Below are 13526 nucleotides of genomic sequence, written 5' to 3' on the forward strand. Positions count from 1 at the left end.
ACGGACACGCAGGCACGGAGGACGTCGTGGACCCCAGCAGCCCGCCGCACAGCACCCCGGCCGACATGCCGTCCAACTATGCGCGGGTGATCGCCCGTGAACTGGGCCTGACAGCGCGACAGCTGCCACGGCTGCTGAACGGAACCGGTCTGCGGCCCGCGCAGTTCCTGCAGGAAGATCAGCTGCTGAGCACGGACCAGCAAATCCAGATTCTGCGGAACGCGCTGCGGCTGTCACCCCATCCTGATTTCGGCCTGCGGCTGGGGCGACGCCTCACGCCCGCCACCCATGGCGCCATGGGGTTTGTCGCCAATAGCAGTCCCGACCTGTTCACCGCGGTGCAGGCGGTGCAGCTCTATCTGCCCACCCGCATCAGCTTCGCCCGGTTCAGCCACCAGGAACACAGCGGCTGGCTGGAGTGCGCGATCACCTTCATCGTGCCGATGGACCCGGAAATTCGCCGTTGCCTGTCCGAAACACTGGCCCGCGCCTACTTCGAGATCGCGGAATTCATCGTCGGCCGCCCGCCGATCGAAGCCGAAACCCGGTTTTCGCACGCCGCACCCGCCTACCATTCCGCCTATGCCCAGTACCTGCCGGGCGCGATCCACTTCGGGTGCGAACAGCTGATGGTCCGCTTGCCGATGACGCTCTGCCGCGAGCCGAACGCCTCGGCCAATCATCAGGATTATCTGCTCGCCCTGCAGCAGTGTGAAGCGATGCTGGCGAAGCTGCCCGGCCAAGCCCAGCGCTACCAGACACGCATCCAGAGAATGATGCTCTCGCACCCACCGGGCACCTTGAGCGAGGACGAGGCAGCGGCCGCCCTGTTCATGAGCACCCGGACCCTGGCGCGACATCTGGCCCGGGAACACACCGGCTTCCGCCAGATACGCGACGCCCTGCTGTCACAACAGGCGGCCGACTACCTGTGCCGAAACCGCCTCTCGGTCGAAGCCGTCGCAGCGCTGCTGAACTACCACGACAGCGCCAACTTCAGGCGCGCCTTCAAACGCTGGTTCGGCGCCTCGCCGGAGCAGTACCGCCGACACGCCATGCAGGTACAACGCGGACAGCCTGCGTAGCCGGATTGCCACGCCTGGCGCACAAGTCGCGCTTCGACAGCACATCCGAGAGCCTTGCGCTAACCATCATCACAACGTATATACATCGTCATACCTTGTGATCAGTGCCATGACCAAAGAAGCCGTCTTCACCATGAAGCTCGAGTCCGACCTGAGGTCCGCGTTCCTTGCGGCCGCTGCCGACGCCCATCGCCCAGCCTCGCAAATCGTCCGGGACCTCATGCGCGACTACATCAAACAACAGGCAGACCGACGCGAGTACGAAGCGTTTCTTCACGCCAAGGTCGCAGCAGCACGCACCTCCCTCAGGGAGGACGGCGGCCTCGACCATGACGACGTGGCCGCTGAGTTCGCCCGGCAGCGAGGCACTGCGCAACCGTGAGAATCAGATGGGCCAGGGAGGCCCGCCAAGACCGGATGGAGATCTTCCAGTACATCGCCGGTGAAAACCGCGGTGCGGCGATCGCCCTCGATCGGCGCTTCGAAGAGGCGATCAGTTCGCTCTCTGCATTCCCTCAGCTCGGTAAGGAGGGCGTTGTGCCAGGCACCCGAGAGCTCGTCCCCCACGAGCACTACCGCGTCGTCTATGAGGTGGCTGACGACGCGGTGAATATCCTTGCCATCGTCCACACCGCCCGGTGCTGGCCGCGATGACCGCCGCTCGATCATTCAGGCACGACTCACGTGGGAACGACAGTGCGGTCTTTCCCAAAGATTTGCTGACTTCAAGCGCCAAGACGAGAGGGTTCGATGTTCAATAGCTACTCTTCTGACTACGCCAATCAAGTCCATCAGCTCTCGATCTCCGTTTCGAAGCACTACTGGGTGACAAAAGACGAAATCGTTAAGTACCAGAAAAAGCCTTTTGAGGAACGACTCGTGACCCTGGGCACCTCGCCAAAAGCTCACTTGGTTCTATACGTCGTCCGCGACCATTTCAGCGGCTTGTTCTACTCCAAGGCGGCGGCCTCATCATCACTAATATCGCCACTGGACTTTCTTCTGGATGCTTGGGCAGACAAATCGGACTTCGTCTTCTGCGGCCTACCAGCCTATGTCTCCATTCCAGATACGATCGAAGCGGCGTTCCCCGGAACCAGGCAGGCCGTCTCAGCACTCGGCGTTGACACTCCAAAAGTAACAAGCGGATTTCACGGTGGCATCCGCGACATCCGTACCATAGAAGACCGTTTGGGGTCTTCACACAATCAGCCCCTGGAAGCTGCGAAAAGAAATTGTCTGCACATCGGGAAGCATTCGGAGCGTGAGATTTGCCGAGACAGCCACAGAACCAAAGCTGAAGTATGGGCCACACATCGACACCACCATCGCTCACATGGCCAGCAACCATCTAATAGCATCGATTGAGGAGAACTCTTTGATGATTACGGGCATGGCAATGAGGACGTACCTCTCTATTCAGCATGCAAAATCCGCTGCGTACTTCGCCCGCCGTGCCCATGAAGAAGAAGTTACTTACACAGGAGACTTACAGTCCCCACAACTCAGCATAATCAAAGCATATGCATCGTCCGCATTGCTCTTTTCGGTGGCCTTTTTGGAAGCACTGATAAACGAGCTATTTGCAGACGCCCGATTGATGGACGGAGCAGGACGACTTCACATGCTGCAACATAGCGAACGTGTCAGGCTCGCCGAAATTGGAACGGACCAATATCTCCAAAGGACAAAGCTCCTGGAGAAATTAAGAACCTTTCTGGTAGTTGCAGGAAAGACAGCAATCAGCGTGAGTCAAAGCCCAGGTCAAGATGTTAGGTGCTTAATCGATCTCAGAAATAGCCTTCTGCACTATAAGGGCCCATGGCTTGACATGGCTACGGAGAACATGTCCAGACCAGGGAGCTTTAGAAGTAGCGACCTATACAGAATCATCTTGGGCAGATTTCCGCCGAGGGCGGGGGCTACACCACACTCTGGGGACTACTGGTTAGGTGCTGGCTGTGCAGCCTGGTCACTTCGCTCTTCACTGGCCTTTGCGGATCAGTTTTTCGATGAGCTCGGCATTGAAGCTACGTTCAATCATGTGCGAGCAGATCTAGAGTATGAGCTTCAACAATGCCGACATTGAGCACACTCTCAACAGTCGACTTATTAGAAACCCTTAAAAAGAAGTCCGGCCCCGTTGTGGGGCCGGGAAAATGTAGGTCAGCTCACCACCGATTCCGCAGCCCTAGCGACAGGTCGAGATTCTGGTAGTCGCTCCGAAACCTGACAGCGCTGGCGGGTTCTACCCCGATAGCACGGACACTTTCGAGAAGGCCGACAATGGCCAAAAGGAGTGTTCATGTCGAAGCGAAGGAAGTTCAGCCCGGAGTTCAAGCGCGGGGCTGTTGAGCAGTGCCGCCAGCCGGGTGTGAGTTGCGCGCAGGTCGCCCGGGAGTTGGGCATCCGGGACAGCCTGCTAACCCGCTGGAAGCGCGAGATTGAGGGCCAAGGGCAAGTCGCCTTTGGTGGCACGGGCACCGCCCGCGATGAGGAGCTGGCGCGGCTCAAACGCGAGCTTGCCCGGGTGAAGAAGGAGCGGGATTTTTTACGCGAAGCGGCGACGTTCTTTGCCAAGGGGTCGTCCTGAGATATCAGGCGATCGAGCGTTGCCGCGATGATTTCCCTGTTCGCCTGATGTGCCGCTGCCTGCGGGTGTCGCCGAGCGGTTATTACGGCTGGAGTACGCGCCAGCCCAGCGCACGTCAGGTCGACAACGATCGACTGCTTGCACGCATCCGTGAGCTTCACGAAGACAGCCGTGGCGTTCTGGGTGCGCCTCGCATGCAGGAGGATCTTGCCGAAGAAGGTGAGACTGCCAGCGTCAATCGCGTGGCTCGCCTGATGGCGCTGCACGGCGTGCAGGGCTGGCCGCGCAGGAAACGGCGCGGCCCGCGCGGTCAGCCGGGGCTGCCGCCACCTGGCGTGCGCAATCTGCTGGAGCGGGATTTCAATGCTTTGGAGCCCGAGACCAAGTGGGTGACCGACATCACCGAGATCAAAACCGACGAGGGCAAGCTGTATCTATGCGTCGTCCTCGACCTGTTCAGCAAGCTCGTGATCGGGTGGTCGATGCATCACCGGCAGGACCGTCAGATGGTGATCCGGGCCGTCGAAATGGCGATCTGGCAACGTCAGGGCGGATGGTCAGTGATCCTACATTCGGATCGCGGCAGCCAATTCCGCAGCAGTGACTATCAACGCTATCTGACCAGGAACACGCTGCTGTGCTCAATGAGTGCCGTTGGCCATTGCGGAGACAACGCTGCCTGCGAGGGCTTCTTCGGCATGCTCAAGCGGGAGCGCACGCACCGTGTGAAGTATCCGACGCTCGATGTCGCCAAGGCGGATGTGTTCGACTACATCGAGCGATTCCACAACCCGAGAATGCGGCGTAGAGTCGCCAAGCAGGATCAGAAGTTTTCAGCTCTTTCCAAACCGTCCGTGGTTACGGGGTAGAACCCTTCGGCTATTTTTCGCAGGAAGGCCCCCTGTGACTCGTCGTGTCTATCCCGAAACAGCGAGATGGAAGAGGATTTTTGGATGAGCACAGAACAACCTGAATCGCAGTTCTTTCAGAGTGAATTGTATCAATGGCACACCAGGATAAAAGCGGTCGCAATTGAGGACGAACAGGCCTTTCGAGATGAAGCGCTCGCCGCACTTCGGAAATCGTTAGAAATGGGGGATATAGACAGCATTGACGGGATCGATAGCCCGCTTTCCAAGCGAATCAAGGCGCACCACAAAGCAGAACAAGTCGAGATGAACTCGAACTGGATAAGATCACCTCAAGGTTGGTCGTGCCCCTGCTGCCTGAGGAGCAAGTTTCAAATATCCAGACTCGGAAGACAACAGCAAATCATAGCTAAGCTTGTTATTCATCACGATCACATGGATGAAGCTCTGTCAGTCGCATTCAATAGCGCTTTCTCTGAATCGGGAACGAATTCAGAGCAAGTTGAAGGGCAACGTTTGGTTTATAGAATGGGAAAGGCATTTTCTGCTTACGAGGAGGTATTGATCTGCGAGGACTGCAACAACGCTGATGCTCGTGCCAAACGTGTCGTCAACGCTCCAAAGTACTTTTCGTTCTCGCCACAGCAGATTAGTCGCTTTATTCGATGCGCTGATCACACCCCGCATCATGTTGATCCCACGGTGGCCGCAACAGTCTGGCAGGAAGCTTGGCCAGCCTACGATCTCCGCATGAAAATCATACGTACGATTGGGCACGCTGCCGCGACCGACACGCATTGGTATGAGCCCCACCCACCTGGTGCGCCCGCCATCCCGCTCTTAGGTACTCGGAGAGGCCCAGATTTCCAGTATGCCGACACCATTCTCCAGCGATGGATTAACGTCGATACGCTTTGCGAAGCACTTGGCCCGCGGCCGGTCACGGCGCGGAACCTCTCACGATGGCGAACCACGAACGCCTTTTGCCCCCCTGGTCGCGCACTCCCGCCCAACTTTCTGGCGATGTATCGCTCCATGCCGTCGTGCGCCGAAACTTGGGACGCCGTTGATGATACGTGGCGATGCCCGACCTGCAGCCGTTCCAAAGTGGAAGCTACTTATGTCGGACGCAAGGGGCAGATTAGCTTCCACCCAAGGCCGACCCGCGGAGGGCCATCGTGGACGCGGGCGCGCTTCATCTGCGGCCACTGCTTCTCTACGCTCACAAGCTTAAAATGGGAGGTTGAGGAGGCAATTTGTCGAAAGGTATCCAACAGCTTTTCATTTGTTGAACCATCTGAGCTGAGCCCCATCATCGAGCCTCGGAAGCATTCACCTCACCGCATCGACCCCGCTGAGGCCGAAAAACTTCTTCTACTGCTTATCGAGCGCCTTCGGGAATGAACGCCGACAGCGCGCTCGGGCGGCTTTATTTTGCCTCCGCTTCGATACTCACCACATTGGTCGGAGCCTCACAAAACACATCGGGCTTCCGCAGCAGCCACTGCAGCAAAATGGAGTCTGAGTGAGGCTTCGTGGAAAATTTCAATATCGGGGGACCAGAGCCCCAACCATCGGGCAGCTGGGTGAGGCACTGCGGATTTTCGCTCCGGCCGGTTGGATCCTTCGATCTGCCCACATCTCCGTCTTAGACGTCATCCCCAAATCCATCACACAGGAGGCGGCGTGAGCGGCCCTCTGGCAATCAGTCTGGATGCTGGATTGAAATATCTCACCCCGGTCATTCCTGGCGCGACATCTGGCCCGGGAACACACCGGCTTCCGCCAGATACGCGACGCCCTGCTGTCACAACAGGCGGCCGACTACCTGTGCCGAAACCGCCTCTCGGTCGAAGCCGTCGCGACGTTGCTGAACTACCACGACAGCGCCAATTTCAGGCGCGCCTTCAAGCGCTGGTTCGGCGCATCGCCCGAGCTGTACCGCCGACACGTCATGCAGGCCCAGCGCGGGCAGCCTACGTAGCCGGATCGCGCACAGCACTCATCCCTCAAAACTCAAGCTTCACCCCCACACTCCGCGCCTCGAACTCGCTGCCGGATTTGTCGAGGTACAGCATGTAATCCGCCGTCAGCCGCAAACGGCCATCCATCAAGCTGCTGAACACATCGAACTCGATGCCGCCGCCGTAGCTGTGGCCGGACTCCGACTCACTGAAGCTGTCGCGGTTGAGGGGCGTGCTGCCAGCGGTGAAGTTGGCATCGCCTTCGAACTCCGCCTTCACTCGGGTGTAGCCCAGCAGGCCGTAGAGACTGACCCGATCATTCACCGGATAGCTCGCCCGCACATAGCCCCCGACCAACTGATCCAGCCCCAGCTCGCCATTGACCGCGACCGGCGTCGGACCGGTGGTCATCAGGGTGACGTTGTCATCACCACCCATGCCGCCGTGCAGCTCCATGCTGAGGTAGTCGCTGAGCTGTTGCCCCAGCACCAGGCGAATGCCACTGCCTTCGGCAAAGTTGCCTTCCAGTTGCCAGTTGAGACTGCTGAGGCTGGCGTAGCGGGCCGGGGCCTCGTCCTGTGCCGACGCCGGCGCGGACATCAGACCCGCCAGAAGCATCAGCGGGATCATCTTCTTGTTCATCATTGATCTTCTCTCCATGAATTACAGGCGCGCGGCGAAGCCGAATCGTGCCTTCCGCCGTTCCGATTCCCAATTCCCGATTCCCGGCGCGCACTGCGCGCTCACCACTGAAACCGGAACCCCGCCGACGCCCCGAGCATGTCGTAGTCGTCCGCCATCTGGCTCTTGAGGTTGATGAAGCCGCTGAAGGCGCCGCTGTCGTTGGACAGGTTCAGCCCCAGGGCCAGCTCGGTGAAGTCGCCGCTGAAGTCATCCACCAGCGGTGTCTGGGTGTTGCCGTTGGGGATGGTGACCACGGTCTCGTTCTCGGCATCGGACTCATTCCACCAGCGGGCGGTGAGGTCTACCCCACTCTTGAGCCCCAGTACCCGGCTCTGCAGCCCGGTACGGAAGCCCACGCCGAGGCGGGTGCTGTCGCCATCGAACTGGAAGGAACCGCCATCGTTGGGGACCTCCATGTCGTCGGCATCGGTGCTGGACTTCGACACGCTGGCCAGCGGCTGCAGATACAGGGCTTCACCAAGGGCCAATTTCCAGGCCACATCCACGCGGGCGCCCAGGGTGCTGTAGTCCGACCGCAACCGGGTATCCGGCCCCAGGCCCATGTTGGTGGACTCCAGGCTCTGGGTGGCGAGGGTGTAGTTCAGCAGGCCATCCACCGACAGCGGGCCGGCGAGGTAGCTGCCATAGAAACCGGCAGCAAAGCCGCCGACTTCCAGCTCCAGTTTGGTGGCGTCGTAGTCGACGGTGGAGAACACGTAGCCGGCGGTACCACCGAAATTCCAGGCGCCGGCATCGGTGGTGCCGCGCAGGATGTCACCGCCAAAGGCAAGGTGGGTAATGGCGATGTCCTGCTGCAGGTTGTAGTCATAGGCGTTGCCGCCGATGTTCACGGTCCGCATCAGGTCACGCTCACCGCGATTGACGTTGAGGGTGCTCCACAAGCCGGCAGTGCCTTCGCCGACACCCGACGACGAGCGGAGCTGGGCCTGGCGGTCGAACCAGGTATCGCCGGTGGTGCGCCACACTTCCTGCGCCAGCGCCATGAAGGTGCCGCCCTGGGCGCCTTCGTCGGCCAGCACGCCGGTAAGGGTGTGCTGTTTGGCGGCTTCGTCGTAGGTGAAGCGGTACGTGACCAGCCCCTTCTGAATCGCAGGACCGGTGGAGGTGTTGGCCACATAGCCCCGGCTGTTGGGGTCGAGTACAAAGTGCTCGGCCGCCGAGGCGCCCTGGATGATCACCATGCCTTCGTTGAAGGCGGCGCTGCTCACCGCAGGACGGGCGTCCGACAAGGTCAGCAGCGTGGTGCCGCTGGTGGTGCCGCCGGTGAAGTCGACACAGTCGGCGGCTTCGGCGGTGGTGCAGTCGGGCTGGGCCAGCTCCGCCAAGGCGGCGTCCAAGGCGATGCGGCTGTTGGGGCCTGCGATGAAGTTCGTGCCTTGCATGAACAGGCGGCTGCCGGGCTCGAGATCAGAGGTCAGACCCAACTGAGTGTTGGTGTCATATCCGACGCCGAGCAGAATGAGACCGTTATTCTGGAATTGCTCAAGATTCGTCAGCGTTATGGCGATTCCCCCTGGGGGTACGAAGCCGCTGTTACGAAGCATGAACCGGCCGTCGTTGATCAGTACGTCTTCGCCGGCTCCAAAATCGATACTGGCCCCAGGGTCTCCACCTATCACAGCGCGCGCCGAGTTGATCAGCTGATCGTCGCCGCCTCCTAATGTGCTGGCACCTCCGAATACCCATCCGCCGTTCCCCGGATTTCCGAGCGGACGATCCGTATTGTTGATGATTGTTATCGCTCCGCTTGCACCCGAGAAGTTTACGTTTCCTCGAAGTCTCAAGTCGTTGACAAACGTCACTGCTCCCGCCCCAGATCCTTGCGCCCACGTGCTGATAGTACCCGTTCCTACCCTGCCGCCGATATTGACAACGACGGACCCACCAGCAGTGGGTGACAGATCAAAAGCATCGACCGAGGTGTCGTCACCGAGATTGATTACGCCACTGCCACCTCCAGATGTTGTTAGCGTCCTAACGATATTGTTGAAACCGCCAAAGGGATTACTGTCAGGGTTGTTGTCAATCAGATTGATCGCGAACGCACCGCTACCGTTGATTATGTTCAGCGCCGTTACACGGCGTGACAGATTCATGGTGGTAGACCCTGCGCCTCCACTGGTGTCGGCGGTAAGCTCGGCGAGGAAGGAGTTTCCTGGCGTCAGCGTGACGTTGACGTCGCCGCCTGAGGTACTCGCGCGAAGGCCCCCATTCACGTTGAAGTTTCCGGTATTGAGGATGGTGACATCACCTGCCTCGGTGACGAGGTCGACGCCTCCCGTCCCCGTGATACTCCCCCCTTGCGTGAAGTTGATGGATGCGGCATCGGTTGTGGTGACATCGAAGCCCACGGTCCCAGCATTGATGCTGCCCGACGTCGTCATCTCAAAATCAACAGCCGAGCTGTAGGTCACCCCATCCGGCTGATTGCCAGAGCACGTCACTATTGGACCAGGCCCGCACTCATCATTCGCCCATGACGCCTGTGGCAAGACAGCCGTCGTAACGATAAAAGCTGAGAGAAGCGAAGATTTAATTTTCTTGAGATTCATTGTTTCGTCCTCCCTTAGAAGCGCTTAGTGATCGACACGCCGATCAGGCGTGGATCAAGCGTGAAGATATTGGTCGTCAAGGCCGTGTCATCGGAATTGAGGAAGGCGCCGGTAATCGGCGTCTCGTCAAAGACGTTCTTCACATAGGCTTCAATCTTGAGGCCCCACTGCTCCTGGTTGACCCAAACGGACAGGTTGGTGTTCTGCCAGTCCTTCAGGCGGTCGTATTCCGTGTTGTAGATACGATGGAAGGACTCATCCTGCCAGTACCAGTCGACACGCCCGGTGAGGTCCCAGTTGCCCGGCAGATAGAAGGTGTGTTGGGCACCCAGCGCGACGGTGAATCGGGGTGCATTGGGCAGTTCATTGCCACTGAGGTCAGCGAACATTCCGGCGCTGCCATTCGGTGCATCGAGGATCGGGTTGTAAAAGATGCCGCCGGCATCCGGAAAGATCGCAGGGGTTCCCCACACGATCGTGTTCGTGTAGTTGGATCCGAGCAGCGGGCCGCCGGGGCAGAACGCAGCAACGGCATCGGCGGGTGAACCCGGCACATTGGCCGCAGCGACTGCAGCCAATTCAGCCGGGGCGACACAGTTGGATGCTTGAGTAACCGAAGGCTTCACCACCAACCACTCATCGAACGCGAGGAACTGCTGATCAGACGGCGCATCCAGGCCTGCCACATAGTTAGCTCGGTCACGCGGCGTGGCGCTCGGATCGAAGTTGGGGTTCTCAATGGTGGTGATCTGGAAGTACGTGCCCCCCTGGGTGCGATCAATCAGATCAATGGACTGCTCGCCATCGGCGATTCGGGTCCGCAGAAATCCTACCGCCGCATTCAGCAGGGTGTCCTGAGTCAACGCGAACATGGCTTCCAGCTCTAGGCCCCAGACCGTGGCATCAACATTCTCATTGGCTGCACTGCGGTCCACGATCTTCGAGATCTGATAGTCCTGATAGTCGTAGTAGAAGGCGGACATGTTCAGGGTCAGCGCACCATCGAGCAGCGTGTTCTTGGCACCTAGCTCAATCGCATTCACATACTCGGCCTTGAACACCTTGGGTGAAACCGCACCCTGCGCTGCCGCTATGAAAGCGCCCTGAGGCGGTGCAATACCGGGCGGATTGGCACCGCCGGCCTTGTAGCCTCGGGTGAGGAAGCCATACAGCATGGTTTCGTCTGTGAAGCCAGTATCGACCTTCCAATCGAAGCCTAGGCGGCCGGTGGGTTCGAGCCAAGACTGAATGATATCGGGCTCTGCGACAAAACCTCGCCCATCGGGTGTGCTGCCGAAGATCGGGCAGAAGGCAATGACGAAGCTGTCCGTACATTGAGAGGGATCCTCATAGGGAACCCCGCCCAACGACTGTTTGTAACCCATCAGCAGAGTTTGCGAAGGAACTGGCGTGAAGGACTTTCGGTCCCACGTCACACGCAAACCAGCAGTCACCTTAAACATGTCGGTTGCCTGCCAGTACAATTCCCCAAAAGCTGCGGCAGAGTTCAGTTCGTACGGGTTTCTGCTCAGGAAGTAATTGTGGCCCTCTGGGCTATCGTCATTGATCAGTTCGTCCAGACTTTGAGGATCGGTGTAGACGCATGATGCATAGTCACTCGGACCAAGCCCCCCCGTATTACAAAGGCGGCCGCCTGGCAGACGACCATCACCTGTGAACGGTGGCGTCCGTGCCAGTATCGACAGCGCATTCGACATCACGAAGTAATCGTTGGTGGTCTGAAAGCGCGTGTAATTGGCGCCGATGCTGAAGTTCACGTCGCTGGAGAACGCAGACACCAGACGTACTTCCTGGTTGAACTGGCTGCCACTGGCGCGAGACAGGTCCATGAATTGGAAACGGTCAGAGCATCCCAACTGCGGATCGCAGAAGATGCCGTCTGGGGTGACGTCCGCGAAAAAGCTGGTTCCCAGTAAGTCGATGAATGCCGGGTTGTTGCATAGGCCAAACGGCCCGGACCCACTCAAGCTCGTTGGGCAGGCGTTGGAACTGTCGGAAAAGAAGTTTCTTGCCGTCTCGTAGCGGTTGAAGTCCTGTGTGGACAGCACCGAATCCTTGACGTAGACGGTCTGTGAGGAGAACACCAGCCCATCTGCGATATCAATATCGACCGAGAGTTCGAAGATATCGGACTCTGCCTCGTATCGCGGCTCGATGGTGGAATAGATCTGCCGCAGGTTGCGAGACTGGGTGGCGTTGGCGAACGGATCGCCCACACAGGGGTTGATCAGCGAGAGGTACTGGGCCACTTCGGCGAGATCACATTCGGCTTGGAGGTTGATGCTGCCGAAGTAAGGGTTATCTCCCAGCCCCCCGGACTGACCAGGCGTACGCGTCGCCGCCACAAAGGGGATTGCGTATCCATTGGGCGCATCGAAGGCACCCTGAGCATAGAGTGATCCCGGCAAACAGCCCTGCGACAGCGCATCCTGAAGGATCACACCAGCCTGCTCGCCATTGCCGCCTGTCAGGGTATTGGTGAGCGTGCTGAAATCCAGATCGCCAATGCTCGTCGGCCCGTCGTCACGATGACAAAGCTGCTTGACCGAGCGCACCCGCTGGTCGTCTTCTTCGAAGCGCTCGTACAGCAGGTTGAAGCGCACGCGGTCCGACGGCTCCCAGCCCAGCGTCAGACGACCGGACCAGAGGTCTCGGTTGTCGATATCGCGACTGGGGCGATCGGCAGCAGGTATGCTGAGGTCGTCTGCAGCCTCGTTTATGCCATAGCCATCCCGCACCGTTGAAGCATACGCCGCACGCAATGCGAAGGTGTCCCCCAGCGGAATGTTGTAGTGGCCGCGGAGACGCCGCGCATTGAAGTTGCCGCTTTCGAGCTTGATCTCACCAAACGCATCGCCGAGCACCGGCTTGGCGGTGATGACGTTGATGACCCCCGCCGTCGCGTTGCGCCCGTACAAGGTGCCCTGCGGCCCACGCAGCACTTCGACCCGCTCGATATCCAGATACTCCTGTTCGAACAGGCGGTTGACGATGAGGGTGGTGTTGTTGAACGACACCGCCACCCCGGGGTCCGTGGTCGCCGACACCGCCTGGGTGCCGATGCCGCGAATCTGGAAGTTGTAGCCGCTGAAGTTGGTTTTGCTGAAGGTGACGTTGGGCACGGCCTTCAACAGGTCGAAGCCCCCTTCGATCTTCTGCGCGTCTAGGGTTTCCATGCTGAAAGCGCTGATGGCAATCGGAACGTCCTGCAGGCGCTCAGCCTTCTTCTGGCCGGTGACGATGATTTCTTCAACGCCGGCACGGCGGGCGTCGCTGACATTGGTGATGGGTGCGGGCGTCGGTGCCGCGTCACCATTGGCGGCCAAGGCGAAAGGGACGCTGTCTTCCTCACCGATCCGCACCACGGCGTAGACGCCGTTCTGCGTGGGGACGTAGGTCAGGCCGGTGTCGGCCAGCAACATCCGGATGACAGCTTCCGGCGTGTAGTCGCCCTGCACAGCAGCCGCGGTCTTGTCCTCGACCAGCTCGGGTGCGAACACCAGTTGGCGGTCGGTTTCCACCGAGAACTGGTTGAGCGCGGCGGCCAGACTCTGGGCCGGAATGTCGTAGTAGCGAGCAGCTTCATCCGTGGTCTGCGCGTGCGCGACCAGCGGCGTGAACGCGAGTGCCAGCACCAGCAACAACCATCGTGGCAACACCCGGTTGCGGGCACTGACAGACGGAAGGCGCAGCGTGAAAAAGACCCTTTGGGCCATGTGTAGCGTCATTTTTAATCC

10 protein-coding genes and 1 pseudogene are annotated in these 13526 nt (G+C 59.4%); 8 read left to right on the forward strand and 3 right to left on the reverse strand.

From position 1 onward, the window contains the following. The first annotated feature begins 65 nt into the window (after positions 1–65). The 7 genes and pseudogenes from cypR to JN531_RS17415 form a co-directional block, all read left to right on the forward strand. Entirely contained in the window at positions 66–1085 is a 1020-nt protein-coding gene (gene cypR / locus JN531_RS05065; RefSeq protein WP_366522415.1) for a transcriptional regulator CypR, read from the forward strand. Positions 1086–1194: 109 nt separating this feature from the next. Continuing rightward, positions 1195–1467 (forward strand): antitoxin of toxin-antitoxin stability system, encoded by a 273-nt coding sequence (locus tag JN531_RS05070; protein WP_228347775.1) that lies wholly within the window; start codon positions 1195–1197, stop codon positions 1465–1467. After that, on the forward strand, positions 1464–1739 hold the full coding sequence (locus tag JN531_RS05075) for a type II toxin-antitoxin system RelE/ParE family toxin (RefSeq protein ID WP_228347776.1): 276 nt from the start codon (positions 1464–1466) through the stop codon (positions 1737–1739). The genes JN531_RS05070 and JN531_RS05075 overlap by 4 nt, the downstream gene beginning before the upstream one ends. A gap of 96 nt (positions 1740–1835) precedes the next feature. Beyond that, positions 1836–2453: a hypothetical protein gene (locus tag JN531_RS05080; RefSeq protein ID WP_228347777.1), complete on the forward strand. Its 618-nt coding sequence runs from the start codon at positions 1836–1838 to the stop codon at positions 2451–2453. Positions 2454–3390: 937 nt separating this feature from the next. Continuing rightward, positions 3391–4547 (forward strand): IS3 family transposase gene (locus tag JN531_RS05085; RefSeq protein WP_228347778.1). Its coding sequence is split into 2 segments (ribosomal slippage): positions 3391–3631 and positions 3631–4547, totalling 1158 coding nucleotides; the frame shifts between segments, so codons are not numbered across the junction. An 84-nt stretch (positions 4548–4631) separates the two neighbouring features. Beyond that, the gene (locus tag JN531_RS05090; RefSeq protein WP_228347779.1) at positions 4632–5951 is read left to right on the forward strand and encodes a hypothetical protein; all 1320 of its coding nucleotides are present in this window, start codon (positions 4632–4634) and stop codon (positions 5949–5951) included. Between the two features lie 325 nt (positions 5952–6276). Further along, a pseudogene (locus tag JN531_RS17415) lies at positions 6277–6531 on the forward strand (helix-turn-helix domain-containing protein); the annotation flags it as partial. Positions 6532–6556: 25 nt separating this feature from the next. On the opposite strand, the gene JN531_RS05095 reads toward JN531_RS17415, so the two are convergent. Then, positions 6557–7156: an outer membrane beta-barrel protein gene (locus JN531_RS05095; protein ID WP_228347780.1), complete on the reverse strand. Its 600-nt coding sequence runs from the start codon at positions 7154–7156 to the stop codon at positions 6557–6559. Between the two features lie 98 nt (positions 7157–7254). Next, positions 7255–8598 (reverse strand): autotransporter outer membrane beta-barrel domain-containing protein, encoded by a 1344-nt coding sequence (locus JN531_RS05100; RefSeq protein ID WP_228347781.1) that lies wholly within the window; start codon positions 8596–8598, stop codon positions 7255–7257. On the opposite strand from JN531_RS05100, the gene JN531_RS05105 reads away from it, so the two are divergent. Next, complete coding sequence (locus JN531_RS05105; RefSeq protein ID WP_228347782.1) at positions 8593–8877, forward strand: hypothetical protein; 285 nt, start codon at positions 8593–8595, stop codon at positions 8875–8877. The genes JN531_RS05100 and JN531_RS05105 overlap by 6 nt on opposite strands. Before the next feature lie 905 nt (positions 8878–9782). Here JN531_RS05105 and JN531_RS05110 read toward each other — a convergent pair. After that, on the reverse strand, positions 9783–13517 hold the full coding sequence (locus tag JN531_RS05110) for a TonB-dependent receptor (protein WP_366522400.1): 3735 nt from the start codon (positions 13515–13517) through the stop codon (positions 9783–9785). Positions 13518–13526: the final 9 nt, after the last annotated feature.

The organism is Flagellatimonas centrodinii (assembly GCF_016918765.2).
Taxonomy (GTDB): domain Bacteria; phylum Pseudomonadota; class Gammaproteobacteria; order Nevskiales; family Nevskiaceae; genus Polycyclovorans; species Polycyclovorans centrodinii.